General features: G+C 71.2%; 30 protein-coding genes. 7 read left to right on the top strand and 23 right to left on the bottom strand.

The annotated features are described in order from the left end of the window. Nucleotides 1-72: 72 nt before the first annotated feature. Complete coding sequence (gene pknB, locus ABT158_RS41665) at nt 73-1,914, top strand: Stk1 family PASTA domain-containing Ser/Thr kinase (protein WP_352363312.1); 1,842 nt, start codon at nt 73-75, stop codon at nt 1,912-1,914. A gap of 209 nt (nt 1,915-2,123) precedes the next feature. Here the strand turns inward: pknB and ABT158_RS41670 are convergent, their stop codons facing one another. Genes ABT158_RS41670 through ABT158_RS41680 form a run of 3 tightly spaced genes read right to left on the bottom strand, consistent with a single transcriptional unit; the run spans nt 2,124 to nt 3,476 of the window. Further along, nucleotides 2,124-2,696 carry an anthranilate synthase component II gene (locus ABT158_RS41670; RefSeq protein WP_352363314.1) on the bottom strand — a complete coding sequence of 191 codons (573 nt, stop codon included), beginning with the start codon at nt 2,694-2,696 and terminating at the stop codon, nt 2,124-2,126. Next, nucleotides 2,693-2,851: a hypothetical protein gene (locus ABT158_RS41675; RefSeq protein WP_352363316.1), complete on the bottom strand. Its 159-nt coding sequence runs from the start codon at nt 2,849-2,851 to the stop codon at nt 2,693-2,695. The genes ABT158_RS41670 and ABT158_RS41675 overlap by 4 nt, the downstream gene beginning before the upstream one ends. Nucleotide 2,852: 1 nt before the next feature. Then, nucleotides 2,853-3,476 carry a class E sortase gene (locus tag ABT158_RS41680; RefSeq protein ID WP_352363318.1) on the bottom strand — a complete coding sequence of 208 codons (624 nt, stop codon included), beginning with the start codon at nt 3,474-3,476 and terminating at the stop codon, nt 2,853-2,855. A 144-nt stretch (nt 3,477-3,620) separates the two neighbouring features. Between ABT158_RS41680 and ABT158_RS41685 the strand changes: the two genes are divergently transcribed. After that, on the top strand, nt 3,621-3,866 hold the full coding sequence (locus tag ABT158_RS41685) for a cell division protein CrgA (RefSeq protein ID WP_125640971.1): 246 nt from the start codon (nt 3,621-3,623) through the stop codon (nt 3,864-3,866). A gap of 34 nt (nt 3,867-3,900) precedes the next feature. On the opposite strand, the gene ABT158_RS41690 is transcribed toward ABT158_RS41685, so the two are convergent. Both ABT158_RS41690 and ABT158_RS41695 read right to left on the bottom strand, forming a co-directional pair. Further along, on the bottom strand, nt 3,901-4,764 hold the full coding sequence (locus tag ABT158_RS41690; RefSeq protein WP_352363320.1) for a rhomboid family intramembrane serine protease: 864 nt from the start codon (nt 4,762-4,764) through the stop codon (nt 3,901-3,903). Between the two features lie 112 nt (nt 4,765-4,876). Further along, nucleotides 4,877-5,413 carry a peptidylprolyl isomerase gene (locus tag ABT158_RS41695; protein ID WP_352363322.1) on the bottom strand — a complete coding sequence of 179 codons (537 nt, stop codon included), beginning with the start codon at nt 5,411-5,413 and terminating at the stop codon, nt 4,877-4,879. Between the two features lie 219 nt (nt 5,414-5,632). On the opposite strand from ABT158_RS41695, the gene ABT158_RS41700 reads away from it, so the two are divergent. Next, the gene (locus ABT158_RS41700) at nt 5,633-6,070 is read left to right on the top strand and encodes a hypothetical protein (protein WP_352363324.1); all 438 of its coding nucleotides are present in this window, start codon (nt 5,633-5,635) and stop codon (nt 6,068-6,070) included. 99 nt (nt 6,071-6,169) lie between these two features. Next, nucleotides 6,170-7,246 (top strand): Rv3169 family protein, encoded by a 1,077-nt coding sequence (locus tag ABT158_RS41705; RefSeq protein WP_502911613.1) that lies wholly within the window; start codon nt 6,170-6,172, stop codon nt 7,244-7,246. Nucleotides 7,247-7,248: 2 nt separating this feature from the next. Here ABT158_RS41705 and ABT158_RS41710 read toward each other — a convergent pair whose 3' ends face one another. Further along, nucleotides 7,249-7,818, bottom strand: a complete 570-nt coding sequence (locus tag ABT158_RS41710; protein ID WP_352363327.1) for a hypothetical protein — start codon at nt 7,816-7,818, stop codon at nt 7,249-7,251. A 124-nt stretch (nt 7,819-7,942) separates the two neighbouring features. On the opposite strand from ABT158_RS41710, the gene ABT158_RS41715 reads away from it, so the two are divergent. Together ABT158_RS41715 and ABT158_RS41720 are read left to right on the top strand one after the other, a co-directional pair. Continuing rightward, nucleotides 7,943-8,614, top strand: a complete 672-nt coding sequence (locus ABT158_RS41715) for a response regulator transcription factor (protein WP_352363329.1) — start codon at nt 7,943-7,945, stop codon at nt 8,612-8,614. Further along, the gene (locus tag ABT158_RS41720; RefSeq protein ID WP_352363331.1) at nt 8,611-9,957 is read left to right on the top strand and encodes a sensor histidine kinase; all 1,347 of its coding nucleotides are present in this window, start codon (nt 8,611-8,613) and stop codon (nt 9,955-9,957) included. Before ABT158_RS41715 ends, ABT158_RS41720 begins: the two co-directional genes overlap by 4 nt. Here ABT158_RS41720 and ABT158_RS41725 read toward each other — a convergent pair. The 15 genes from ABT158_RS41725 to ABT158_RS41795 form a co-directional block, all read right to left on the bottom strand. Further along, nucleotides 9,944-10,909 carry a GNAT family N-acetyltransferase gene (locus ABT158_RS41725; RefSeq protein ID WP_352363333.1) on the bottom strand — a complete coding sequence of 322 codons (966 nt, stop codon included), beginning with the start codon at nt 10,907-10,909 and terminating at the stop codon, nt 9,944-9,946. The genes ABT158_RS41720 and ABT158_RS41725 overlap by 14 nt on opposite strands. Before the next feature lie 10 nt (nt 10,910-10,919). Continuing rightward, on the bottom strand, nt 10,920-11,270 hold the full coding sequence (locus ABT158_RS41730; protein ID WP_352363335.1) for a hypothetical protein: 351 nt from the start codon (nt 11,268-11,270) through the stop codon (nt 10,920-10,922). Further along, complete coding sequence (locus ABT158_RS41735) at nt 11,267-11,644, bottom strand: SgcJ/EcaC family oxidoreductase (protein ID WP_352363337.1); 378 nt, start codon at nt 11,642-11,644, stop codon at nt 11,267-11,269. Before ABT158_RS41735 ends, ABT158_RS41730 begins: the two co-directional genes overlap by 4 nt. Before the next feature lie 115 nt (nt 11,645-11,759). Beyond that, a complete protein-coding gene (locus tag ABT158_RS41740; protein WP_352363339.1) occupies nt 11,760-12,332 on the bottom strand; it encodes a PadR family transcriptional regulator in 573 nt (190 codons plus the stop codon). A gap of 35 nt (nt 12,333-12,367) precedes the next feature. Beyond that, nucleotides 12,368-13,162, bottom strand: coding sequence for an MBL fold metallo-hydrolase (locus ABT158_RS41745; protein ID WP_352363340.1), 795 nt, complete (start codon nt 13,160-13,162; stop codon nt 12,368-12,370). A gap of 34 nt (nt 13,163-13,196) precedes the next feature. After that, a complete protein-coding gene (locus ABT158_RS41750; protein ID WP_352363342.1) occupies nt 13,197-13,838 on the bottom strand; it encodes a response regulator in 642 nt (213 codons plus the stop codon). Continuing rightward, nucleotides 13,826-14,986, bottom strand: a complete 1,161-nt coding sequence (locus ABT158_RS41755) for a sensor histidine kinase (protein WP_352363344.1) — start codon at nt 14,984-14,986, stop codon at nt 13,826-13,828. The genes ABT158_RS41750 and ABT158_RS41755 overlap by 13 nt, the downstream gene beginning before the upstream one ends. A 61-nt stretch (nt 14,987-15,047) precedes the next feature. Further along, nucleotides 15,048-15,464, bottom strand: coding sequence for an acyl-CoA thioesterase (locus ABT158_RS41760; RefSeq protein ID WP_352363345.1), 417 nt, complete (start codon nt 15,462-15,464; stop codon nt 15,048-15,050). Then, the gene (locus ABT158_RS41765) at nt 15,461-16,078 is read right to left on the bottom strand and encodes a TetR/AcrR family transcriptional regulator (RefSeq protein ID WP_352363347.1); all 618 of its coding nucleotides are present in this window, start codon (nt 16,076-16,078) and stop codon (nt 15,461-15,463) included. The genes ABT158_RS41760 and ABT158_RS41765 overlap by 4 nt, the downstream gene beginning before the upstream one ends. 42 nt (nt 16,079-16,120) lie before the next feature. After that, nucleotides 16,121-16,510, bottom strand: a complete 390-nt coding sequence (locus ABT158_RS41770) for a hypothetical protein (protein WP_352363349.1) — start codon at nt 16,508-16,510, stop codon at nt 16,121-16,123. Nucleotides 16,511-16,521: 11 nt separating this feature from the next. After that, nucleotides 16,522-17,241 (bottom strand): DUF6082 family protein, encoded by a 720-nt coding sequence (locus tag ABT158_RS41775; RefSeq protein ID WP_352363351.1) that lies wholly within the window; start codon nt 17,239-17,241, stop codon nt 16,522-16,524. Nucleotides 17,242-17,245: 4 nt separating this feature from the next. Next, nucleotides 17,246-17,860: a DUF6879 family protein gene (locus tag ABT158_RS41780; protein ID WP_352363353.1), complete on the bottom strand. Its 615-nt coding sequence runs from the start codon at nt 17,858-17,860 to the stop codon at nt 17,246-17,248. Further along, nucleotides 17,853-18,122 (bottom strand): hypothetical protein, encoded by a 270-nt coding sequence (locus ABT158_RS41785; protein ID WP_352363355.1) that lies wholly within the window; start codon nt 18,120-18,122, stop codon nt 17,853-17,855. Before ABT158_RS41785 ends, ABT158_RS41780 begins: the two co-directional genes overlap by 8 nt. Before the next feature lie 128 nt (nt 18,123-18,250). Then, a complete protein-coding gene (locus tag ABT158_RS41790; RefSeq protein WP_352363357.1) occupies nt 18,251-20,050 on the bottom strand; it encodes a flavin-containing monooxygenase in 1,800 nt (599 codons plus the stop codon). Between the two features lie 36 nt (nt 20,051-20,086). Next, nucleotides 20,087-20,512: a DUF6010 family protein gene (locus ABT158_RS41795; RefSeq protein ID WP_352363358.1), complete on the bottom strand. Its 426-nt coding sequence runs from the start codon at nt 20,510-20,512 to the stop codon at nt 20,087-20,089. A 132-nt stretch (nt 20,513-20,644) separates the two neighbouring features. On the opposite strand from ABT158_RS41795, the gene ABT158_RS41800 reads away from it, so the two are divergent. Then, nucleotides 20,645-21,679 carry a GlxA family transcriptional regulator gene (locus tag ABT158_RS41800; RefSeq protein WP_352363360.1) on the top strand — a complete coding sequence of 345 codons (1,035 nt, stop codon included), beginning with the start codon at nt 20,645-20,647 and terminating at the stop codon, nt 21,677-21,679. Here the strand turns inward: ABT158_RS41800 and ABT158_RS41805 are convergent. Then, entirely contained in the window at nt 21,660-22,190 is a 531-nt protein-coding gene (locus tag ABT158_RS41805; RefSeq protein ID WP_352363362.1) for a flavoprotein, read from the bottom strand. The two genes, ABT158_RS41800 and ABT158_RS41805, sit on opposite strands and share 20 nt — an antisense overlap. Beyond that, nucleotides 22,187-22,675, bottom strand: coding sequence for a MarR family winged helix-turn-helix transcriptional regulator (locus tag ABT158_RS41810; protein WP_352363364.1), 489 nt, complete (start codon nt 22,673-22,675; stop codon nt 22,187-22,189). Before ABT158_RS41810 ends, ABT158_RS41805 begins: the two co-directional genes overlap by 4 nt. Between the last annotated feature and the right edge of the window lie 39 nt (nt 22,676-22,714).

Consider the following 22,714-nt stretch of genomic DNA (forward strand, 5'->3'; position numbering starts at 1 on the left):
GTCGATGATGGACACCGGCGGCCCCCCGAGCAGGCCGGTACCCAAGATGAACGGTAAGGGACAGTGCAGGAAATGACTCAGCCTCGGCTACTCGGAGGTCGTTACGAGCTCGACGGTGTCGTCGGGCGCGGCGGCATGGCCGAGGTGTATCGCGCCCGAGACATCCGGCTGGACCGCATAGTCGCGATCAAGACCCTCCGCTCCGACCTGGCGCGCGATCACACCTTCCAGGCCCGTTTCCGCCGCGAGGCGCAGTCGGCGGCCTCACTGAACCACCCTGCCGTCGTCGCGGTCTACGACACCGGCGAAGACGTCACCGACGGCACCCCGGTGCCCTACATCGTGATGGAGTACGTCGACGGCCGGACGCTGCGCGACCTGCTGCGCCAGGACCGCCGGCTGCTGCCCGAGCGGGCGGCCGAGCTGGTCGACGGCATCCTGCGCGCGCTCGACTACAGCCACCGCGGCGGCATCGTCCACCGTGACATCAAGCCGGCCAACGTGATGATCACGCGTGCCGGCGACGTCAAGGTGATGGACTTCGGCATCGCGCGCGCGATGGCCGACTCGGCCGCCACCATGACCCAGACGGCGCAGGTGATAGGGACCGCCCAGTACCTGTCGCCCGAGCAGGCCCGGGGCGAGCGCGTCGACGCCCGCAGCGACATCTACTCCACCGGCTGCGTGCTGTACGAGCTGCTCACCGGCCAGCCGCCGTTCACCGGCGACTCCCCGGTGGCGATCGCCTACCAGCACGTCCGCGAAGAGCCGATCCCGCCCTCGCAGATCGACCGCGAGATCCCGGCGTGGGCCGACGCGATCGTGCTCAAGGCCATGGCCAAGGACCCGGCCCACCGCTACCAGAACGCCGGCGAGATGCGCGCCGACATCCAGCGCGCCATGTCCGGCATGCCGGTCGACGCCCAGACGATGGCGATGACCGGGAACTTCAACCAGGGCACCCGCATGATGACCGCCACCCAGGCGGCCCAGGGCCCGGCCACGCAGCGCACCGGCGCGGTCCCGCCGTACGAGTACGGCGACGGCGACGGCACCCGCATGGGGCGGCGCAGGGCCTCCGGCGGTGGCGGCAACGCGGTCAAGACAGCGTTGTGGATCATCATCCCGCTGCTGATCATCGGCGCCTTCGTCACGGTTGGCTACCTGGTGTTCGGCACCAAGACCGCGCCCACCGACGCCTCGGTCACCATCCCGGCCCTGGCCACGCAGAAGCTGGAACCCGCGCAGAAGGCGCTCATCGGCCTGGGCCTGAAGCCCGAGGTGGTGCAGGAGGCCAGCGACGAGTTCGGCAAGGGCACGGTGATCCGGACCGAGCCGGCGGAGGGCGAGAAGGTCGAGAAGGGCGCCACGGTCAAGCTGGTCGTGTCCAAGGGCAAGGAGAAGGTCGCCGTACCCGACGGGCTCATCGGCATGAGCACCGAGGACGCGATGAAGGCCCTCGCCGACGTCGGCCTGAAGGGCGTGGTCAAGACCAAGCAGTCCGCCAAGCCTCAGGGCAAGGTCTTCGAGACCAAGCCGGCGGCCGGCACCGAGATCGAGAAGGACGCCGGCGTCACCCTCTACGTGCCGTTCGAGCTGACCGAGCTGCCTGACGTGATCGGCTACACCCAGCAGGACGCCATCGCCGCGCTCAAGGGCGCCGGTTTCAAGGTGAAGGTGTCGCCGCAGGCCAGTGACCAGGCCGAGGGCACGGTCATCCAGCAGAACCCGGGCGCGGGCCAGAAGCTGCAGCCGAACACGACGATCACGATCGTGGTGTCCACCGGCCCCGAGACGGCTCCGCCGCCCACCAACGAGCAGCCGACCGAGCAGCCGACCGACGACCAGACGGACTTCCCGTCCGACGAGCCGACCGAGGACAACCCGATCGGCGACGACGGCCTCAACGGCTGACCGACCACCCCGGGCCGCCCTCCCCACACGGGAAGGGCGGCCCTCGGCGTTCCACCGCAAGGCTTCCGACGCGAACGCCCACCCCGCCTCTCGGGAAGAGTCAGGGGCGGGGTGGCGGGGGTTCTGAGGGTGGGCGTGGAGAACGCCCCCGCCGCTCGGGGGCAACGGCGGGGGCGTTCATTTGGTAGTCGCTCTGTGCGAGCCGGGCGTTACACGATCCCGTGCAGCCAGTTCCCGAGCAGCTGGTGGCCGTGCTCGGACAGCACCGACTCCGGGTGGAACTGGATGCCCTCGATGGGCGCCCGGCGGTGGCGCAGGCCCATGATGACCCCGTCGTCGGTGCGGGCGGTCACGTCGAGGACCTCGGGGACGGTCTCCGGCAGCACGGCGAGCGAGTGGTAGCGGGTCATCGCCACCGGCGACGGCAGGCCCTCGAAGACGCCCTTGCCGTCGTGGTGCACGGCGCTGGTGCGCCCGTGGACCAGCTCGGGCGCGCGGGCCACGGTGGCGCCGAAGGCGACCGCGATGGCCTGGTGGCCGAGGCAGACGCCGAGCAGGGGCATGCCGCGTTCGGCCGCGCGCAGCACCAGGGGCACGCTCACGCCGGCCGCCTCCGGGGTGCCCGGCCCGGGGCTGACGAGCACGCCGTCGAAGGCGTCGCCGTCGCGCACGCCCACGACGTCGCGGGGGCGCACGTCGCAGTCGGCGCCCAGCACGCGCAGGTACTGGACGATCGTGTGGACGAAGCTGTCGTGGTTGTCCACGACCAGCACGCGGGTCATCTTCTTACGGTCACCTCGTCGAGCGTCACCGCCGGCTCCAGGAGCGGGAACACGGCATACCAGAGTACGACCCCCACGACGGCGACCAGCAAGGCGGCCGTCAGCACCTTGCGACGGGGGTCGCCGGGCAGTTTGCGCCAGATCCAGCCGTACATGTCATTCCTTTCTGAGCTCGGTCTTCTTGAGCACGCCGTACACGATGAGGCGCTGGGCGGCGGAGTACTCGGGGTGGCAGGTGGAGAGGGTGATGTAGGCGCGGATGGGACGGATGTCGGGCTTGCCGGGGACGGGGGCGAGCACCTCCACCTCCGTGGGCTCCACGACGTCCTGGGACGTGACGCGGTAGGTGTAGCGGGCCTCGCGGGCGTCCACGATGATCTCGTCGCCGCGTTCGAGCTCGTCGAGCTCCTTGAACGGGGCCGCGTACGTGGTCCGGTGGCCCGAGACCACGAAGTTGCCGATCTGGCCGGGCATGGCGCTGTCGGGGTAGTGTCCCGGGCCCTTCTTCAGGTGCTCGGCGTCCACGCCCTCGACGATGGCGTACCGGTAGTCGCGGCCGAGCCTCGGGATGCTCAGCATGGCGACGGCCCTGCCGAGCTCGATCTTGTCGATGCGGCCGCGGTCGCGCTCCGCCTTCTCGGCGGCCAGCTCGCGCTGGAGCAGCAACTGCTGGCTCTTGGTGTAGGCGCCGGTGCCCCAGAGCAGGTAGGCGCAGAACAACATGAGGACCAGGCCGGCGCTGATGCTCAGCTCCCCCACGGCCCGGAAGATGGACCGCATGTCGTCAGCGTATTCATGACATCTCCCGACGTGGGGGATCGCCATGTCGTGCGCGTGGCGACTATCCTGGGGCACGCTTCAACTACGCTTAACGAAGAGCCTGTGGACGATCCGGAAGCCCAGGCCCTCAGCAGGAGTTACCCAGTGCCCAAGTCCAAGGCTCGCAAGAAGGCGGTTTACACCCCGCCGCAGAAGTCCCAGCAGGTCAAGGTCAGCCCGCGCTGGCTGGCGCCCACCATGGTGGTGTCCTGGATCATCGGCATCCTGTGGATCGCGATCTACTACGTCGCCCCGCAGGCGCCCTTCTTCAGCGACCTCCAGAACTGGAACCTGCTGATCGGGTTTGTCTTCATCATCTTCGGTGTGGTTCTTTCCACCCGCTGGCGTTAGTTCTTTCCACAGTCTTTTCCACAGCCTGGGGAAGTCAGATCGAGCTCAGGATCGCCGAGGTCCGGGCCATCACGAGCACGGCTAGCACGGCCAGCGCTCCCGCGATCGCCAGCACCTGCCACAGGGTCCGGTTGTTCTTGGGGGCGTAGGCCATCGCTCCCGCCAGCACCGAACCGGTGATCAGGCCACCGACGTGCCCGGTCCAGCTGATGCCGGGGAACACGAAGGTGATCACCAGGTTGATCACGATGAGCATGGCGATGCCGCGTACGTCCATGTTGAGCTTGCGGCCCACCACGAAGACGGCGCCGAAGAGGCCGAAGATGGCTCCGGACGCGCCCACGGTCGGCTGGCCGAGCGGGTCGAGCCAGAGGCTGAGCACGCTGCCGCCGACGGCGCTGACGAGGTAGAGGGCCGTGTAGCGCACGTGCCCGAACGCGCGCTCCAGATAGGGCCCGACGACGTAGAGCGCCCAGCAGTTGAACAGGATGTGGAAGACGCCGGCGTGCACGAACGCGGCGCTGACCAGCCGGTAGTAGTCGCCGAAGACCGCCACTCCGGCCGGCCACATCTGCAGCGCCCCGGTGACGGCGGGCACGAGGTATTGGGCGCCGAAGACGAGGACGTTGACGGCCAGGATGGCCCAGGTGACGTACGGCGTGCCGACGACCTGGCCGCCGAAGGTGGAGCGGGCCTGGCGGAAGTTCTGGCTGCCCTGGGCGACGCATTCGGGGCACTGGAAGCCCACGGCGGCGTCGCGCATGCAGTCGGGGCAGATGGGCCGGTCGCAGCGCTGGCAGCGGACCCAGGTCTCCCTGCCGGGATGCCGGTAGCACGTGGGGACCGCCTCGGCAGGCTGCTCGGGCTGCGAGGGCGGGCTGGGCGGCTGGCTGGTCATGTCCAGAGCCTATGACGTACCGGACGTAGCTGTGTGCCGTCGATCAGGGCTGTGACATGCCTGCCCGAAGGGGGCGGGACCCGTGGACGGCCCGCCCCCGTCAGGGATCGGCTCAGCCCTGTACGCGCTCGATGGTGACCGACTCCAGGACGACGTCCTGGACCGGACGGTCGCGCCGGTCGGTGTCGGTCTTGGCGATGGCGTCGACGACGTCCTGGCCCTCGACGACCTCACCGAAGATCGTGTGCTTGCCGTTGAGGTGCGGCGTGGGCACGACCGTGATGAAGAACTGCGAGCCGTTGGTGCCCTTGCCGAACCGGACGCCCGCGTTGGCCATGGCCAGCAGGTAGGGCCGGTTGAAGTAGAGGTCCGGGTGGATCTCGTCGTCGAACTCGTAGCCGGGGCCGCCGATGCCCTGGCCGAGCGGGTCGCCGCCCTGGATCATGAAACCGGAGATGACCCGGTGGAAGATGGTTCCGTCGTACAGACGGGCCGTGCTCTTCTCGCCCGACTCCGGGTGCGTCCACTCGCGGGTGCCCTCGGCGAGCTCCACGAAGTTGCGGACGGTCTTCGGCGCCTGGTTCGGGAAAAGCTCGACCTTGATATCGCCGCGATTGGTCTTCAGATTTGCGATCAGCTTCTCAGCCACGAGACAGCTGCCCCCCTCTATGCACAGGGTTGTTTGTGATGTTCTGAGCAGTATGGCCGTTCGGCCTCCTGAGCCATCCTCCCATGGACCGCCATGATTGAGCCGCCTTGTCCAGGGAAGGTCAAGCGCGGGGCCCCAACGACAGGGGAGGTTGTCGTGTCCCTGACACTGAAGAGACGCCGCGTGGTAATAGAGGTACCCGCCACGTGGATGGGCCGCATGAAGGCCCAGGCCGTCAAGACCGGCCATCGCATGGCGCCAATGGCGGACCAGGCCAAGGTGGCCACCGCACAGCGCATCGAAGACGCCCGCTACTGGGCGGCGCCGAGGCTCGACGCCGCGGCGCACGGGTTCGAGGATCAGGTCGCCCCCAAGGTCAGCAGGATGCTGTCGGCGGCGGCCAAGCGAATCGACCCGAAACCGTCCCGGTCACGGCGGTGGCCGACGATGGTGCTGCTGACCGGTCTTGCGGTCGGCGCGATCGGCTACATGGCCTACCGTCGCAACGCCCAGCAGTGGACCGAGCACATGAAGGACTCTGCCTCCGATGCATCACGCTGGGTCGGTGAGAAGGCGGACAGGACCGCGCATTCGGCGGACCGGATGGCGTCCAACGTGCAGAACAAGACGGACCAGGCATCGCACAACATGCCCTGATCCGGACCGGAAGCGCGCCCCCGCTCTCACGAGAGGGGGGGCGCGCTTTCGCGTTCCGGCCCGTTGACGGTTCACCAAGCGCTTGCTACAAAGCCGGGCATGGCGCTGTCACCGCTAGACGATCACCCCGTGCACCAGACCGCCCAGGTCATGCGGCACGTCGCCACCTCCGACCGCAACTTCTACGACCGCTACTACTTCAACTGCCACGCCGGCACCGACGAGCTCATGCTGATCGTCGGCCTCGGCCAGTACCCCAACCTCGGCGTCACCGACGCCTTCGCCCTCGTAAGGCACGGCGACCTGCACCGGGTCGTGCGGGCCTCGCGCGAGCTGGGCCCCGACCGGATGGACACCAGGATCGGCCCCTTCCGGGTCGAGGTGATCGAAGGGCTCAAGCGGCTCCGCGTGATCCTGGAGCCGACCGAGCATGGCCTGTCCTTCGAGCTCGACTGGGAGGGGACGATCCCGGCGACCCTCGAACCCCGCCACTTCCTGCGCCGGCGGGAACGGGTGATGTTCGACTCGGTGCGGCTCGCCCAGACCGGCCGCTGGTCAGGCAGCATCGCCGTCGGCGACCAGGTGATCCCGGTCACCCCCGACCGCTGGCTCGGCACCAGGGACCGGTCATGGGGCGTGCGGCCGGTGGGCGAGCCCGAGCCGCCCGGCATCCAGGCGAACGACCCCGGCACGTTCTACTGGCTGTACACGCCGATGAAGTTCGACGACCACGCCATCCTGTGCATCATCCAGGAGGACCACCGTGGCCGGCGGCTGCTGGAGGAGGCCGTACGCGTCTGGACGGACGGGCGGGAGGAGGAGTACCTCGGCCGGCCGGACTACCGCCCGGTCTACGCCCCGGGCACCCGGGACGTCGTGGACGCCGTGATCGCCTTCTCGCCGCCGGGCGGCCGGCCGTTCGAGGTGCGCTGCACGCCGGTGCTGCCGGTGCACCTCATGGCCGGCACCGGATACGGGCTGGAGCCGGACTGGAGGCACGGCATGTACCAGGGGCCGAGGACGGTCGTGCAGGCGGTGACGTACCGGCTGCCGGACGACGCCGCCAGGATGTGGGGCCTGGTCGACGCCGTCGGCCGCTTCGAGTACGACGGGCTCGTCGGCCACGGCCTGTACGAGTACTGGGCGCTCGGTCCGCACCCGTCGTTCCCCGGGTGAACCTACTTGGCGGGCTCGGCGGGGGCGCACTCGATGTGGACGACCTTGCCGGGGTCGTCCAGCTTCACGGCGCCCGGGGGAAGCTCGGTCGCGGGCAGCGCCGGGAGCATCCGCGCCGCCTCGCCTTCAGGAAGGGCGGTGGGCCCGGTCTCGGCGTCGGTCAGGGGGGTCGCCGGGACGGCGGGCACGGCCTCGCCCTCGGGAAGGGTGGCGCTCGGCGTCGTGGGCGCGGCCTCGGTGCCGGACTGAGGGGCGGTCGGGGCGGAGGGGGTGGTCGGTGCGGCCTCGGTGATCGTCCGGGGGGCGAGTTCGATCACGCGGCCCCGCTCGGCCTTGAGCTCCGGCGCGCCGTCCGCCCGCTCCCCCTTCTCGTCGCGCATGACGAAAATGCGGGCCGCCGGGCCGTCGGCGAGCTTGATCTCCTTGCCGTCCGACGTCCGGCAGATGACAGCCGCGGTGGTGGCGGTGGTGGCGTCGGGTGCGGGGGTTCCGTCGGCCAGGGCGGAGCCGCCCAGGCCCGCGAGCGCGAGCACCCCCACCGTGCCGAGGACCGCGAGACGTCGCTTGAACATGCATTCTCCTCAGTGGAATCCATCCGAACGCCCCGAGCGTGCTCGCCCGCACCTGAAGCGACCCTGAACGCGCCCTAAATGATCTTCAGGTTGGCTTTAGGTTCGCTCAGGCACTCTGGACGTCGTGCGAGTGCTGCTGGTGGAGGACGAGGAACGGCTGGCCGGCCTGATCAAGGGCGGGCTGGCGGGCGAGGGCTTCGCCGTGGACGTGGCCCACGACGGGCGCGACGGCCTGTGGATGGCGACCGAGAACGCCTACGACGTGATCGTCCTGGACGTGATGCTGCCCAGGATGAACGGCTACACGGTCTGCTCCCGGCTGCGCGAGGCGGGCGACTGGACCCCGATCATGATGCTCACCGCCAAGGACGGCGTCTACGACGAGGCCGAGTCGCTCGACAACGGCGCCGACGACTACCTGGCCAAGCCGTTCTCGTACGTGGTGCTGCTGGCCCGGCTGCGCGCCCTGGTGCGGCGCGGCGGGACCGAGCGGCCGGTGACGATCACGGTCGGCGACCTGGTGGTGGACCCGGCGGGCCTGCGCTGCCGCAGGGGCGGGGTGGAGGTGGGGCTGACGCCGAAGGAGTTCGCGGTGCTGCACGCGCTGGCCCGCCGCCCCGGCGAGGTGGTCTCCAAGAGCGAGCTGCTGGCCCAGGCGTGGGACTTCTCCTACGACGGCGACCCGAACATCGTCGAGGTCTACATCAGCGCCCTGCGCAGGAAGATCGACCTGCCGTTCGGCCGGACGACGCTGGTGACCGTCCGGGGAGCGGGTTACCGGTTGGAGGCGGCATGAAGGCGCTGCTCGGACGGCCGACGTGGGCCCGGCTGTCGGGCGGGCTGTCGTCGGTGCGGGTGCGGGCCACCGTCGCGGCGACGCTGGTGGTGGCCCTGGCGCTCGGCGTGGCCGCCCTGGTGCTGGTCATGGCGTTGCGCGGCACGCTGGAGGGCAACGCGGGCGAGGAGGCGGTCAGGCGTGCCGCGGCGGCGATGCCGTACGCGGAGACGGTGCCGATCATGCCCGAGGGGCTGACGCCGGCGGCCACGACGACCGTCGCCCAGACGAGCCCGATCCTCATGGACGGCCTGTCCGTGGTGCGGCTCGCCGACCCCGACCTCGTCCTGGCCGGCCGCGCCACCGGCTCACCCGCCCTGTGGGCGCAGCCGGCCGACTACGCCGTCGCGGGCCTGCAGGTGAGCACGCCGACCGGCCCGGCCACGCTCTGGTCGCGGGTCTCCCTGGACGGCGTGCAGAAGGCCGTCCAGGCCCTGTACGGCGCGTTGCTGCCCGGCGTGCCCGCCCTGCTGCTCGTGGTGGCCGGGATGACCTGGTTCTCCGTGGGCCGCGCGCTGGCCCCCGTGGCCGCGATCAGGGCCAAGGTGGCCGACATCACGGCCCGCGACCTGCACCAGCGCGTGCCGGTGCCGGGTTCCAAGGACGAGATCGCGGCCCTGGCCACCACCGTGAACGGCACTCTCGACCGCCTGGAGACGGCCGTGGGCCGGCACAAGCGGTTCGTCGCCGACGCCGCGCACGAGCTGCGCAGCCCCATCGCCACCCTGCGGGCCCGGCTCGAACTGGCCGAGCAGAGCGAGCTCACCCGCGAGGCGCTGGCCGACGTCGAACGCCTGCAGTCGCTGGCCGCCGACCTGCTCATGCTGGCCAAGCTGGACGCCGGCGAGCCGCTGCGCACCGAGGAGCTGGACCTGGGTCAGGTGGCGGCCGAGGAGTCGCTGCGCGCCAGGCGGCGGCCGGAGATCAGGGTCGAGCTGGACATCGAGCCGGACGTGGTGCTGCACGGCTCCCGCGCCCACCTCGACCGGCTGGTCACCAACCTGGCCGACAACGCCGTACGGCACGCCGCCGCGGCCGTACGCGTACGGGTGCGCGCCGAGGAGGGCCGGGCCGTGCTGGAGGTGCGCGACGACGGCCCGGGGATCCCGCCGGAACACCGCGAGGCCGTCTTCGGCCGCTTCACCCGCCTGGACGAGGCACGGGCCAGGGACGCCGGCGGCGCCGGGCTCGGCCTGCCCATCGCCAGGGACATCGCCCACCTGCACGGCGGCACGCTCACGTACACGGACGCCGGTTTCGTGGCCCGGTTCCCCCTCGCGGAGGGGGCGCTCAGCCCCGTTTGACGGCCAGGGCGTAGTTCGTGCTGCGCTGGAAGATCTCGAACCCGGCGCGGGAGTAGACGCTGACGGCTCCCGTGGGGTTGTCGGCGTCGACGCCCAGCCCGGTCGTGTCGAACCCCTGCGCGCGGAAGGCGGCCAGGGCGTGCGCGATCAGCGCGCCGGCCACGCCCTTGCCGCGCCACTCCCGGAGCGTGCCGATGATCTGGATCCAGGCCCGGCGCTCGCCGGCCAGCGCGTTGTAGCCCTCGAAGGTGTGGGTGATGAGCGTGCCCACCGCCCGCCCCTCGTGCAGGGCCAGGAACGACGATTCCGGCAGGAAGTTCTGGGAGCCGACGATGTAGTCGCGCCAGCTCTCCGGGGTGTGCGGGACGCTGCCCCAGTGGTCGAGGAACGCCTCGTTGCGTACGCGGCGGGCGCCCTCGTCCAGCTCGGGCGACCAGGGGGCGATGGTCACCCCGGCGGGCGGCGCGACGGCCGGCAGGTCGCCCGACAGCGAGCGTCCCATCTGGGCGAACCAGCGGTTGGCGACGAAACCGGCGCCCTCGGCCAGCGCCTTCAGCCCGACGTTGGTGTCGGGCGCGTAGAGGTGGATCTCCGGCTGCACGCCGGGGAAGGCTCGCTCGCTCAGCCCCGGCGCCGCGGCCAGGCTCCAGTCGACGATCCGCCGGCCGAGCCCGCGCCTGCGGTGGGCGGGGTGCACGCCTCCCGACAGCCGCATGACGTGGGTGTCGGTGGCGGACTGCCGGGCCGGCAGGTAGCCGTAGGCGACGATCTCGCCGCCCTGCCTGGCCGCGAGCGTCCCCGCGGCCAGGTCGATCAGGCGGTGGCCGAGCTGCTCCCTGACGTCGTCGAGGTCGTGGACCTCGCCCGTGCGATCCTCGGCCTCGATCGCGGCCAGGAGTGCGGCGAGCGCCTCGGCGTCGTCAGGGGTCAGCGGTTCCCACACCAGGCTCATGGCCAGCAGCCTAGGACAGCCTGGCGGAGCACCCCAATTCTCGCCCTATGCGGGAGATGCCTTCGGCGAAGCCCTCCCTCGTGCGCTGCGCGAACCCGATGAAGAACCGGTTGGCCAGGGGCACGGCCCAGCGTCCCCGCTCGGCCACGTCGTAGACGCGGTGCTCCACGCGGGCGCCTTCCGGGTGCGGGAGCACGGCCCACTCGCCCCGGTACCACCAGCCGCCCTGGTAGGCGACGGTGTACCCGTCCTTCTCGACGGTCATCGGGTGTGTCGGCAGCGAGCGCGTCAGGGCCTGCCACACCTGCTCGGCCGGGGCGCCGACCACCCCGGCCACCTCGGTGATCAGCCGTTTCCTCATGGCTTGCGCACCCGGCTGTTCTGGAAGGAGGCGAACCGCCAGCCTTCCGGCGTGCGCAGCGCGGTCAGCGTGACGACGGACTCCCTGCTCGGGTCGGGCACCCCGCCCACCGACGAGCTGCCGCCGACGATCACCAGCGCGACGTCGTCGGTCAGCGGCCTGACGAGCGGCGCGGGGCCGCCCTCGGCGAGCTTGACGGAGGTCTCGAACAGCGCGCGGTGGGTCTCCTCGATCGCCTTCCTGCCCTGCAGGTGCAGGCCGAAGAAGGTGACGTAGTCGGCGTCCTCGGTGAACAGGCCGGCGTAGGCGGCGGAGTCGCCGGCGTTCCAGGTCTCGGTCATCCGCTCCACCAGGCGGGTGATCTCTTCGGACATGGCACAGCTCCTTTCGTCGCGGCGCCTATCCTGGGAGTTGCGCGTCCGGGCAGGGCAGGCGCCGTGTTCGGATGTCCGGCCGCCGGGGTGTTGGCGCACCCCGGCGGCCCTTCTCTCACCCCTCGGTCGTGCTCGTCCAGGCGAGCTCGCCCTGGTCGAGCCGGTCGAGAAGACTTCTGATCCAGGCGAGCTCGGCGGCGTGCAGCGCCTGCTCGCACTCGACCTCCAGCATGAGGATCTCGGGCAGGCCACTGTCGTGCATGGCCTTGATGTGTCCTTCCATCCCGGCGAGCGTGCCTTCGAGGGTGGCGGCGCGGGTGCGCAGCGCCCGCTGCGCCTCGGGCAGCGGCAGGCAGCCGATCAGCGAGATGGCCGCCACGAAGGCGCGCCGGTCGGGGTCGGGCTGCTCCAGCAGCCGCCGGAGCCGGGTGATCAGCTCCTCGCGGCCCTCGTCGGTGATCTCGTAGACCGTGCGCTCGGGCCGGCGGCCCTCGCGCCCGGTCGCGGCGGGGACGATCAGCTCGTCCCTGGCCAGCCGCTCGACCGCGTGGTAGAGGCTGCGCGGCAGGCCGGTGATGTAGTCCTTGTGCGTGTCGATGATGAAGCGGTGGAGCTCGTAGGGGTGGCTCGGCTGCACCGTGAGCAGGGCGAGCACGGTCAGGTCGACCAGGCCCTTGCGTTGTGCCATGTTGCCTCCCCCTATATTGCAGTTTGCAATATAGCTCACCTGTCGAGCTGGAGGAAGGCCCGCTCGATCGCCTGCCGCGACACCTCCTCCGGGTACGGGAACCGCGTGATCGAGTCGCGCAGCCCCTCCACGTGGGCCTTCGCGGCCAGCTCCGCCACCAGCGCCAGCTCGGCCTGCTGCTCCTGGACGAAGGCCCGGCCGACCACCGCGCCGTGCCCCGGCACGAACACCGGCTCGGGCAGCGCGTCGAGCATCGCGGCCGTCGTGTCCGGCCAGTCGAGCGGGTAGGAGTCGCCGAACGCCGGCGGCGCACCCTCCTCGACCAGGTCGCCGGCGAACACCACGCCGGCGTCCGGCACGTGCACGACGATGTCGTTGCTGCTGTGGCCGAGCCCGAAGTGCCGCAGGTGCACCATGCGTCCGCCGATGTCGAGGCTGGCCGAGGTGGTGAAGGTGTGGTCGGGCGGCACGATGGCGACCTCCTCCATCTCCGCGCGGCGGTCCGGCAGCCGTTCGATGACGTCCGCGCGGTGCCGCTCGCCGTAGACGTCGATCTCCTCGGCGCACCGGACGTGGCTCCAGATCTCGGCGGGACGGAAGAGCGCGTTGCCGAAGTAGTGGTCGAAATGCGAATGGCTGTTCACGACCGTCCACGGGTGGCCGGTGATCGTCCTGATCGCGTCGATCAGGTCGGCCGCCTCCCGGTGGGAGCTGCGGGTGTCGAGCACCAGGCAGTGCCCGTCGCCCACGATCAGGCCCGTGTTCAGGTCGAAGGACCGATGGCGACGCACGTAGACCCGGTCGCCGACCTCCTGCCACTGCTCGTTCATGGCAACGAACCTTACTTTTCGGACTTCCCGCCGGTCACCCCCGAAGGTAGGCCAGCACGGCCAGGACCCGGCGGTGGCCGTCGGACTCGGGCGGCAGGTCGAGCTTGGTGAAGATGCCGGCGATGTGCTTGGCCACCGCGGCGTCGGTGACGACCAGCTCCCTGGCGATCGAGGCGTTCGCGCGGCCCTCGGCGATCAGGGCGAGCACCTGCTGCTCGCGCGGGGTGAGCCGGGCCAGCGGGTCGCGCCGCCGGCGCAGGAGCTGGCGCACCACCTCCGGGTCCACGACCGTGCCGCCCGCGGCCACCCGGTCGAGCGCGTCGACGAACTCGCGCACGTCGCCGATCCGGTCCTTCAGCAGGTAGCCGACGCCCGCGCCGTCGCCGGACTCCAGCAGCTCGGCCGCGTACGTCTGCTCGACGTACTGGCTGAGCACGAGGACGGCCAGCTCGGGGTGGCGGCGGCGCAGGCCGAGCGCGGCGCGCAGGCCCTCGTCGGTGAAGTCCGGGGGCATGCGCACGTCGGTCACCACGGCGTCGGGGCGGTGCTCGGCGACCGCCGCGACCAGGGCTTCGGCGTCGCCGACCGCGGCCGCCACGGTGTGGCCGAAACGTTCGAGCAGCCCCACCAGCCCCTCGCGGAGCAGCACGGCATCCTCGGCGATCACGACGCGCACGGGATCTCCACTCGTACCAGGGTCGGTCCGCCCGGCGGGCTGGACACCGACAGTCTTCCCGCCACCACGGCCAGCCTGTCGGCCAGGCCGGTCAGCCCGGTGCCCCTGGCCGGGTCCGCGCCGCCGACGCCGTCGTCGCGCACCTCGACGGCCAGCGTGCCGGCCGCCGTCCGGGCGGTGACCGTGGCCCTGGTGGCTCCGCTGTGCCTGGCCACGTTCGCCAGCGCCTCGCTGACCACGTAGTAGGCGGTGACCTCGACGGGCGCGGGCAGGCGTCCCAGCTCGTCGGCGTCCACGTCCACGGGGACGGGCGAGCGTCCGGCCACGTCGCGGATCGCCGCGCCCAGCCCCCGGTCGGTGAGCACCTGCGAGTGCACGCCCCGGATCAGCTCGCGCAGCTCGGCCAGCGCCTGCCTGGCCTCGTCGTGCGCGACGTCGAGCAGCCGGGCCGTCGGCGAGTCGTCGGGCACGTCCAGCCGGGCGAGGCCGAGCGTCATCGACAGCGCGACCAGCCGCTGCTGCGCGCCGTCGTGCAGGTCCCGCTCGATCCGGCGGCGTTCGGTCTCGAAGGCGTCCACCAGGCGCGCCCGCGACCGCATGACCTCGCCCAGCTCCGACCCGGCCGGCGCGAGCACCGCCCTGACCATCGCGCCGCGCGCCCCGCCCCAGGCCGTGATCGTGTACGCCGCCACCGGCAGCAGCAGCACCCCCGCCACGCCCGCCACGGCGCCCGGCACCGGCCCGGCCTCCGGCTGGACCACGGGCGACAGGATCAGCAGCACCGGCCCCCCGACGGTGAACCCCAGCATCACCAGGTCGATCCACCACATCGCGAACACCGTCATGACCGCGACCCCGATCTCCCGCCGGCGCCGGTCGGGCACCGGCGGCAGCGGCACGGGGTCCACCAGACGCAGCCGCACCCGTTCGAAGCGGGCGATCAGCGGCACGACCAGGGCCGACAGCGGCGGCACGAGCAGCAGGCCGACCGGCGGCCCGGCGAGCCCGACCGCGAGGACCCCGAGAGCGACGGCCGCCCCCGGGACCACGCTGCCCACCAGGTACGCCACGCACCGCCACGGCCAGGCCGACCGGAGGAAGCCGGGCGGCCGCTGCGTGAGCGCTTCGAGCGCGGTCCTGTTTCCCACCCGGTGACCGTATCCGGGGGCGGGAACGGCACGCAGTAGTGCAGGGTCTACCGTCGGCGGCTCAGCCCGCCATCAGCGGTTCGGCGGCCGTGCGCAGCTCGGCGCTGAACGGCGTGGGCCGGAAGGTCTGCGGATCGAGGTTGACGTTGACGCGGTAGCCCTCGGCGTGCACGACCGAGCGGTCCTGCGACAGGACGCGGAAGCCGTACACGCCGCTGGTGCGGCCCATGCGGTCGATCCAGAAGTCGACCTGCACCTCGCCCGCGCCCATGACCGGCGCGTTGTAGGTGATCTTGAACTCGCGGACGGCCAGGTAGAGGTCCTTGAACTTGGAGATCGCCGGGTCGAAGCTCCAGCCCTGCTCGGCCCAGTAGGCGGAGATCGCGCGCTCGACCAGCAGGGCGTAACGCGAGTTGTGCAGCAGGCCCATCGCGTCGAGGTCGTCGAAGTGCACCTGGGCGGGGCGGGTCTGGGTCACGCGAACTCCTTCAGTCGGTCGTGGACGGCTCGGCGAGCCCGCTCGTAGGCGGCCTCGCCCCTGCCGAGCAGGCGGGTGTGGGTGACCGCGGCCTCGCCGAGGGCGTCGATCTCGTACGCGAGCTGCGCCGGGTCGGTCTCCGGGGGCAGCTCCCCCAGCTCGACCGCCTCCCGGACCAGCCGCTCGACGAACCTCAGCCAGTCGGCCATCGACTCGGCCACCCGGTCCCTGACCGGGCCTGGACGGTCGTCGAACTCCACCCGCGCCGTGTAGAAGAAGCACCCGCCGGGCAGGACGCCTCTCTCGTAGAACCGCAGGCGGGCCTCGTGCAGGGCCAGGACGCGGGCCACGCCGGGAGGAGCCTTGAGCGCGGGCTTGACGATCTCGTCGGTCCATTGGCGGACGGCCCACTCGATGGTGTCGAGCTGAAGTTGCTCTTTATCTCGCCAGTGGGCGAAAAATCCGGATTTGCTGACTCCGGCGGCTTCGGCCAGCCGGCCCAGGGTCAGCCCGTCCAGACCGTGCACCGAGGCCAGTGACACGGCCTGCCCGAGGATCGCCTCACGGCTGCGCTGTCCGCGCGCCCGGCGACCGTCTTCCTTCACGTCGGCCATGCCGCCAGCATACATTAACGACCGATCGTTCAGATTGGTGGGTCAGGCCCTCCCGTAGCGCACCGCGACCGCGTCGAAGATCTGGACCGCCGCCGCCGCGTCCGCGTCCGCGAGCGGGCAGTCGAGCTGGGGATCGTTGCCTTCGAGCCCCGACTCCCGCTCGACGATCCGCGCCACCTGGTACATCAGGTCCACGACCCGGCCCGCGGCCTCGCCGTGCCACCAGTAGGGCACGCTGATCCCCCAGCCGCCCGCCCAGTGGTCCACGGAGATGCCGGTGCCCTCGTGTTCGAGCTCCCAGTTGGGCGGGTCCTCGAAGACCGTCACGTCGCCGAGGAGCGCGCGGGCCTGGGTGACGACGTTGTTCCAGGCCACCAGGTCCGGCGGGCGCGGCTCATCGCCCGCCGAGCCGAAGTACAGGTCGTAGCTCATGGTGGACGAAACTAGCGCCCATCCCCGACGAATCTGCGCAAAATACGCCGACCGACAACAAGCAGCGCGAGGGCCACCCCGACCCCCACCACCACAGAACTCCCCCCGCGGGGCGCCTGTGCGGCCACGGGCGCCGCCCCGCCGGCGGTGACCTCCGAGTAGACGTCGTCGATGATCAGGTTGAACCGGCGCTCCCTGCGCGACCCGGCGCTCGTCGTCCGCAGCGTCCGCGCCTGCCGCCAGAAGTCGCGCCCGATCGGCCCGGCGAGCACGGTGGCGGCGATCTCCCGCAGGTGCGCCTCGGTGATCGAGCGCAGCTCCCACATCAGCAGCCAGTGGTTGACGATCATGTTCACGTACAGGTGGGCCCGCTGGGCCTCCTCGTCGCCGGAGGCGAAGAACGCTCCCCAGCAGGCCCGGTAGAGCGGGTCGTCCATCGCCATCTTCATCAGGTCGCCGTGCAGCGTGCGCAGCGCCTGCTCCCTGGCGGACTTGGCCTCCCTGGCCTGGAGCACGAGCGAGAACGCCACGCCGATGAGCGCGAGGACCGCCAGGATGGCCGAGGCCGCGCCGTACGTCTGGCCGATGTCGCCGAGCACCGACCAGTCGCCGCGGCTGCGCCCGAGGGCGGCCAGGAAGAACGGCGAGGCGACGACCAGTCCGGCGGCGGCGACCACCGACAGCAGGAGCAGGATGGTCACCCAGTAGCGCCCGAACGACCGCCTGTTCACCGGGCTAGAACACGGTGGAGTGGCGCAGGGGCGGGGGGAGGACGTCGCGTTCGGCGGCCATGTACGGGATGAGCTCCACCCCCTGGCCGAAGAGCTTCTCCATGTCGTCTCCGCAGCTCTCGATCAACGACCGGTCGAGGATCTTGCGCGCTCCGGTCAGTGTGCCGTCCTCGCTGTAGAGCACCTCGTACATGACCGTCGAGTCAAGGACGACCAGCTCGGGCAGCGGGCCGGGGAAGCCGAGCGCGGGCAGACGGTCGGCTTCGAGCACGCGGATGTGCTCACCCGCCAGCGCCCGCAGGCGGATGTAGTAGAGCTCCCACTGCAGGTAGCGGCTGAAGGGCCGCTCGACGAGCCGGACGCGCCGCATCGCGAACTCCCCCGCCTCGCGCAGCGGCCGCTGGATCTCGCTGCGACGCTCGTCGATGAGCCGGATCGCCTCGCCCCAGTCGCCGGCGTCGAGGGCCAGCCAGCTCGGCTCGTCCGGCTCGCGGTAGCTCTGGCGGGTCTCCAGTTTCCAGAAGACACGTTCGAGCCCGCGGAAGTACGGCCAGAAATCGGCGAAATACTCATCTGGAGTGAGCAGCTGGGACTGCGCCGCAGCGACGTTTCTAAGCATCAGGGATATCCGGCTTGGCGGCTACGAGCATCTTGCGGGGAATGACGACCAGGCGTTCGTCTCGGGCAATACTAACCCCCGCGGGCAGGCGGCCACGATAACTCTCCGTGAGGTCGCGTCCTATCACCGCGATATCGCCATTGGAAAGCTCCCAGATGTCAGGACATGAGGGACTTGCCGTGGTATCGCCGAGCTCAAGGGCCGACCTCCCCAGGCGTCGTCGCAGTTCGGCCGATGTGTCAGCTTCCCATGGACGCGCCACGGCAAAACCTCTTTTCCCTGGTGGCGTTACGCATGAGTGTGACATCGAATGCCATGACGGACAATGTCCCCGTCACGGAAGAGTGAATTCACTGCGGCGGCAGTAATGTTCTCGCGGTGAGCGCCGGGTCATTCTCCCTCTGCGCGCTTGCGGAACTCCAGCCCCTCGAACTTCCCCGACGTGCGCCAGCCGTCGATGTAGGCGAAGTACGCCATCGCCCCCTGTGGATGGCCGATGTTCAGCCGGCCTTTCATGCCGGCGTCGCGGCCCTCGTTGTTGTAGTAGCCGGGGGTGCAGTCGGCGGAGGCGCCCAGGATGCTTCCGGGGCCCGACAGCAGCAGCTCGATCCAGGCGTCCTCGGCCTCCCGGGTCGCCTCGACCTCGTCGAAGCCCTGGTCGAGCGCATGGCTGACGATCGTGGCGATGGTCCGGCCGGCCTCGGTGAGGTTGTGCGGGATGTTGGAGATGAGGTTCGCGCCCTGCGTGGGCTGGACGACGAAGACGTTCGGGAAGCCGTGCACGTGGATGCCGTGCAGGGTGCGCATGCCGTCCGCCCAGCGGTCGGTGAGCCGCAGGCCGTCGCGGCCGGTCAGGTCGTAGCCGGCGCGCCGGGTGTAGTCGGTGGTCACCTCGAAGCCCGAGGCGTAGATGACGCAGTCGACCTCGTACTCGACGCCCGCGGCCACCACCCCGCGCGCGGTGACGCGCTCGACGCCCTTGCCGTCGGTGTCCACCAGGCGGGTGCCCGGCACGTTGAAGGACTGCAGGTACTCGTCGTGGAAGCAGGGACGCTTGCAGAGCTGGCGGTACCAGGCCTTGAGCTTCGCCGCGGTCTCCGGGTCGGCGACGACCGCGTCGACGCGGGCCCGGATCTCCTCCATCTTCTCGAAGTCGGAGTCCTCGTACGCCTGCGCCATCTTCTCCGGGGTCAGGTCCTCGGGCGGCAGGGCCGCGATGCGGGCGCGGACGCGGCGGGCGATGTCGGTCCAGCCGTCCATCACCAGGTCCTCGTCGACCAGGCCGCCGGTCTGGTTGCCGGTGAAGTTCTCCAGCCAGCGCCGCTGCCAGCCGGGGGTGGCGATCCCGGCGAACCAGGCGGGGTCGGTGGGCCGGTTGTCGCGTACGTCCACCGAGGAGGGGGTGCGCTGGAACACGTACAGCTCGGCGCAGGCGCGGGCCAGGTGCGGCACGCACTGGACGGCCGTCGCGCCCGTGCCGATGACGGCGACGCGCTTGTCCGCCAGCCGGTCCATGGGCGCGCCCGTGGGGTCGCCGCCGGTGTAGTCGTAGTCCCAGCGGCTGGTGTGGAACGAGTGCCCGCGGAAATCGTCGATGCCCGGGATGCCGGGGAGTTTGGGCACGTGCAGCGGGCCGATGCCCATGACCACGAACCGGGCGGTGAAGGCGTCGCCGCGGTTCGTCCGGACGGTCCAGCGCGACCGGGACGCGTCCCACTCCAGGTCCTGGACCTCGGTGTGGAAGAGCGCGTCGTCGTACAGGCCGTAGTGCTTGCCGATGCGGCGGCAGTGTTCCAGGATCTCGGGGGCGTGCGCGTACTTCTCCGTCGGCATGTGGCCGGTCTCCTCCAGGAGCGGCATGTACACGAACGACGCGGTGTCGCACTGGGCTCCCGGGTAGCGGTTCCAGTACCAGGTGCCGCCGAAGTCGCCGCCCTTCTCGACGATCCGCACGTCGCCGACCCCCGCCTCCCTGAGCCGGGCGCCGGTGACGAGCCCGGCGAACCCGCCGCCGACCACGGCCACCGTCACGTGGTCGGTCTTCGGTTCGCGCTCGGTCCTCGGCGTGTACGGGTCGTCGAGGTAGTGGGCGAAGCGGCCGGTGAGGCGGACGTACTGGTCGTTGCCGTCCGGGCGGAGCCGCTTGTCGCGCTCTTCGAGGTATTTGCGGCGGAGGGCTTCTTTGTCCATACGTCCTCCGGGGACGAGGTTCCGAATTCCAGAATGTCATTCGCGAATCTCGTTCGACAAGGCCCGCGGCCGGGCGAAGCGGGCCCGCAGCCGGCCGAGGACCGGCGGACCGCCCGCGAAGCACCACAACGCGATCACCGGATCGCAGATGGCGCAGCCGAAGGACGAGTCCGCGGCAAAGGGCAGCAGCGGGCTGCCCTGGAGATGGTGCAGCACGTCCCAGGCGGTGTGCAGCAGCCAGCCGATGCCGATGAACGTCCAGCTCTCCAGCCCGCGGTAGGCGACGTAGGTCATCACGACCGGCAGCAGGAACTCCCAGTAGCCGAGCCCGCCGCCGCTCAGGTAGGCGGCGCCCGCGCCGGCCACCAGCACGGCGTTGGCGCGGCGGCCGTGCGGCTCGGGGATCAGGGAGACGAGGGAGACGGCGACCAGGCCGATCAGGATCGGCATGAGGATGGACATGGGGCACTTCCTGCCGGTTTCGAGGGGAACGCAGCCAGGCTAGGCGGGCCGTCCGGGCCGTCACAGTGGCTGGTTCGACAAACACCGACGGGTTCCCGCCAACCCGCCCGCCGTCTGGCCTAGCGTGGCCGCATGCACACTGTGGCGGTCCTGGCCCTCGATCACGTGGTGGCGGCTGACTTGGCGATCCCGGTCGAGGTGTTCGGCCGTGCCCGGCTGGCCGACGGAAGCCGCCCGTACCGGGTCCAGGTGTGCGCGGCGACGCCGCAGGTGCCCGGCGACGCCTTCACGATCGTCGCGCCCCACGGCCTGGAGGCGCTGCGCACCGCCGACACGATCGTCGTGCCGGGCTGCTCGGAGCAGGCCGTCCCGCCGGGGCCCGAGGTGCTCGCGGCGCTGCGCGACGCGGCCGCCGCCGGCACCCGCATCGCCTCCATCTGCGTGGGGGCCTTCACCCTGGCCGCCGCCGGGCTGCTCGACGGGCTGGGCGCGACCACCCACTGGATGGCCGCCGACCGGCTGGCCGAGCTGTTCCCCGACGTCGACGTACGGCCCGACGTGCTCTACGTCGACAACGGCCAGATCCTGACCTCGGCCGGCGCCGCCGCCGGGCTCGACCTGTGCCTGCACCTCGTCCGGCGCGACTTCGGCTCGGCGGTCGCCGCCGACTCCGCCCGCCTGTCGGTGACGCCCCTGGAGCGGGAGGGCGGCCAGGCCCAGTTCATGGCACACACCCGGCCGCCCGTGCCGCAGGGCTCGCTGCTGGAGCCGGTGCTGGCCTGGATCGAGGACAACCTCGACGGCAAGGTGACCCTGGCCGCGATGGCCGCGCACTGCGGGATGAGCGAGCGCACGTTCGGCCGCCGTTTCCGCGAGCAGACCGGCACCACGCCGCTGCAGTGGCTGCTGCGCGCCCGGGTGCGGCGGGCGCAGCTCCTCCTGGAGACCACCGACCACGGCGTGGAGCGGATCGCCGCGCAGTCCGGGTTCGGCTCGGCGGTCGCCCTCCGCGAGCGGTTCAAGCGGGTGGTCGGCGTGCCGCCGCAGTCCTACCGCGCCTCTTTCCGGCATCTCGTCACGGACGCGGCTCTCGTCACGAACGCAGCTCTCGTCACGGACGCGGCTCTCGTCACGGACGCGGCTCTCGTCACGGACGCAGCGCCGTGAGGGCGCTCTCCCAGACGTAGGTGTCGTTGCCGTCGCCCGCGCTCGGCGCGTGCGGCTCGAACTGTCCCGGCCCGATCAGGACGCGCACCCCCTCCGACCGCAGCTCCTCGACGCTGCGCCGGAAGGGCGCGCGGGCGGCGAGCGCGCTGTTGACGAACGGCAGCACGACCACGGGGATGCCGAGCCCCGGAGCCTCGGCCAGCAGTCCGAGCGCGTAGGTGTCGGCGACGCCCATGGCGAACTTGTTGATCGTGTTGTACGTGGCCGGGGCGACGATGATCGCATCGGCCCTCGGCGGCCTGGGCTCGTCCGGCCTGCGGTAGCGGCTGCGGACCGGGCGCCCGGTCAGGCGCTCCAGCTCCGGCACGTCGACGAAGGCCAGCGCCGACGGCGTGGCGACGACCTGGACGTCCCAGCCCTCCTCCTGGGCCGGGACGACGAGCCTGGCCACGTCGCCGGCCGGCCCGGCCGCGCACACGATGACATAGAGACTGCGTGCCGGTGTCTTCACGGTTGAGATCGTAGGACGCCCGCCGTCCCCTCGACGTCGCGTACGCGCGCGGCGACCTCCGGCGTGAGGTGGCGGGCCAGCACCTCCAGGGCGGCGGTGACCTCGCCGACCGCCTCCGGGCCCGGATCGGGCAGGGCGGCGGTGAGGGCGTCGTCGATCGTGGCCGCCCTGACCTCGGCGACCCGGGCGGAGGGCGTCGCCGCGGGACGGATGAGCCGCCGCCGCCGGTCGGCCGGATCGGGCACGCCCTCGATCGACCCCGTGGACTCCAGCCGGGCGACGGCCGTGGACACCTGGCTCTGCGGCAGGCCGGTGCGCGCCGCGATCTCGCTGACCGTCGTGCCGGGGTGGGCGACCACGTCGCCGAGGACGACGAGCACCGTACGGACCGAGCCCCGCGGGCCGTCGCCCTTCGGCTGGGGCATCGCCTGCTCGCCGATCTTCATGAGGGTGCGGCCGAGCAGGAACAGTTCGACTCCGTTCATGAAGGCATGATACATCTATCTCGATGCATCGATTTAGAT

This window comes from Nonomuraea sp. NPDC001636 (genome assembly GCF_040298265.1).
In the GTDB taxonomy this organism is placed as follows: Bacteria; Actinomycetota; Actinomycetes; order Streptosporangiales; family Streptosporangiaceae; genus Nonomuraea.

Excerpts from the sequence above, each read along its gene's own strand:
- ABT158_RS41745 (WP_352363340.1), bottom strand. The coding sequence starts at position 13,162 with ATGAACGAGCAGTGGCAGGAGGTCGGCGACCGGGTCTACGTGCGTCGC.
- ABT158_RS41810 (WP_352363364.1), bottom strand. The coding sequence starts at position 22,675 with ATGAACGGAGTCGAACTGTTCCTGCTCGGCCGCACCCTCATGAAGATC.
- ABT158_RS41800 (WP_352363360.1), top strand. The coding sequence starts at position 20,645 with ATGCACACTGTGGCGGTCCTGGCCCTCGATCACGTGGTGGCGGCTGAC.
- ABT158_RS41765 (WP_352363347.1), bottom strand. The coding sequence starts at position 16,078 with ATGGCCGACGTGAAGGAAGACGGTCGCCGGGCGCGCGGACAGCGCAGC.
- ABT158_RS41790 (WP_352363357.1), bottom strand. The coding sequence starts at position 20,050 with ATGGACAAAGAAGCCCTCCGCCGCAAATACCTCGAAGAGCGCGACAAG.
- ABT158_RS41700 (WP_352363324.1), top strand. The coding sequence starts at position 5,633 with ATGAAGGCCCAGGCCGTCAAGACCGGCCATCGCATGGCGCCAATGGCG.
- ABT158_RS41720 (WP_352363331.1), top strand. The coding sequence starts at position 8,611 with ATGAAGGCGCTGCTCGGACGGCCGACGTGGGCCCGGCTGTCGGGCGGG.
- pknB (WP_352363312.1), top strand. The coding sequence starts at position 73 with ATGACTCAGCCTCGGCTACTCGGAGGTCGTTACGAGCTCGACGGTGTC.
- ABT158_RS41735 (WP_352363337.1), bottom strand. The coding sequence starts at position 11,644 with ATGTCCGAAGAGATCACCCGCCTGGTGGAGCGGATGACCGAGACCTGG.
- ABT158_RS41730 (WP_352363335.1), bottom strand. The coding sequence starts at position 11,270 with ATGAGGAAACGGCTGATCACCGAGGTGGCCGGGGTGGTCGGCGCCCCG.
- ABT158_RS41705 (WP_502911613.1), top strand. The coding sequence starts at position 6,170 with ATGGCGCTGTCACCGCTAGACGATCACCCCGTGCACCAGACCGCCCAG.
- ABT158_RS41680 (WP_352363318.1), bottom strand. The coding sequence starts at position 3,476 with ATGCGGTCCATCTTCCGGGCCGTGGGGGAGCTGAGCATCAGCGCCGGC.
- ABT158_RS41795 (WP_352363358.1), bottom strand. The coding sequence starts at position 20,512 with ATGTCCATCCTCATGCCGATCCTGATCGGCCTGGTCGCCGTCTCCCTC.
- ABT158_RS41690 (WP_352363320.1), bottom strand. The coding sequence starts at position 4,764 with ATGACCAGCCAGCCGCCCAGCCCGCCCTCGCAGCCCGAGCAGCCTGCC.
- ABT158_RS41670 (WP_352363314.1), bottom strand. The coding sequence starts at position 2,696 with ATGACCCGCGTGCTGGTCGTGGACAACCACGACAGCTTCGTCCACACG.
- ABT158_RS41770 (WP_352363349.1), bottom strand. The coding sequence starts at position 16,510 with ATGAGCTACGACCTGTACTTCGGCTCGGCGGGCGATGAGCCGCGCCCG.
- ABT158_RS41725 (WP_352363333.1), bottom strand. The coding sequence starts at position 10,909 with ATGAGCCTGGTGTGGGAACCGCTGACCCCTGACGACGCCGAGGCGCTC.
- ABT158_RS41780 (WP_352363353.1), bottom strand. The coding sequence starts at position 17,860 with ATGCTTAGAAACGTCGCTGCGGCGCAGTCCCAGCTGCTCACTCCAGAT.
- ABT158_RS41710 (WP_352363327.1), bottom strand. The coding sequence starts at position 7,818 with ATGTTCAAGCGACGTCTCGCGGTCCTCGGCACGGTGGGGGTGCTCGCG.
- ABT158_RS41675 (WP_352363316.1), bottom strand. The coding sequence starts at position 2,851 with ATGTACGGCTGGATCTGGCGCAAACTGCCCGGCGACCCCCGTCGCAAG.
- ABT158_RS41740 (WP_352363339.1), bottom strand. The coding sequence starts at position 12,332 with ATGGCACAACGCAAGGGCCTGGTCGACCTGACCGTGCTCGCCCTGCTC.